At 63.8% G+C, this 530-nt stretch carries 1 protein-coding gene; it reads left to right on the forward strand.

Translation table 11 applies throughout. The features are described 5' to 3' along the window. Positions 1–530: acetaldehyde dehydrogenase (acetylating) (locus DK254_RS18760; protein WP_109935782.1), on the forward strand; the 530-nt coding region annotated here is incomplete at both ends.

Below are 530 nucleotides of genomic sequence, written 5' to 3' on the forward strand. Positions count from 1 at the left end.
CTGAACGTGAACATGGTGACCTGTGGTGGGCAGGCGACCATTCCGATGGTGGCGGCGGTTTCGCGTGTCGCCAAGGTTCACTACGCCGAGATCATCGCCTCTATCGCGTCGAAGTCCGCCGGCCCGGGCACCCGCGCCAATATCGATGAGTTCACCGAGACCACCAGCAAGGCCATCGAAGTCATCGGCGGCGCGGCCAAGGGTAAGGCGATCATCATCATGAACCCGGCGGAGCCGCCACTGATCATGCGCGATACCGTCTATGTCCTTTCCGAAGCCGTGGATCAGGCGACGGTCGAAGCTTCCATCGAGGAAATGGCGGCTGCCGTGCAGGCCTACGTCCCCGGTTACCGCCTGAAGCAGAAGGTGCAGTTCGACGAGGTCCGCGACCTGAACATCCCCGGCCACGGCAAGTTCTCCGGGTTGAAGACTTCCGTCTTCCTCGAAGTCGAAGGCGCCGCCCACTACCTGCCGGCCTACGCCGGCAACCTCGACATCATGACCTCCGCCGCGCTGGCCACCGCCGAGCG

The sequence above is a fragment of the Pseudomonas sp. RW407 genome (genome assembly GCF_003176655.1).
Classification (GTDB): Bacteria; Pseudomonadota; Gammaproteobacteria; order Pseudomonadales; family Pseudomonadaceae; genus Pseudomonas; species Pseudomonas delhiensis.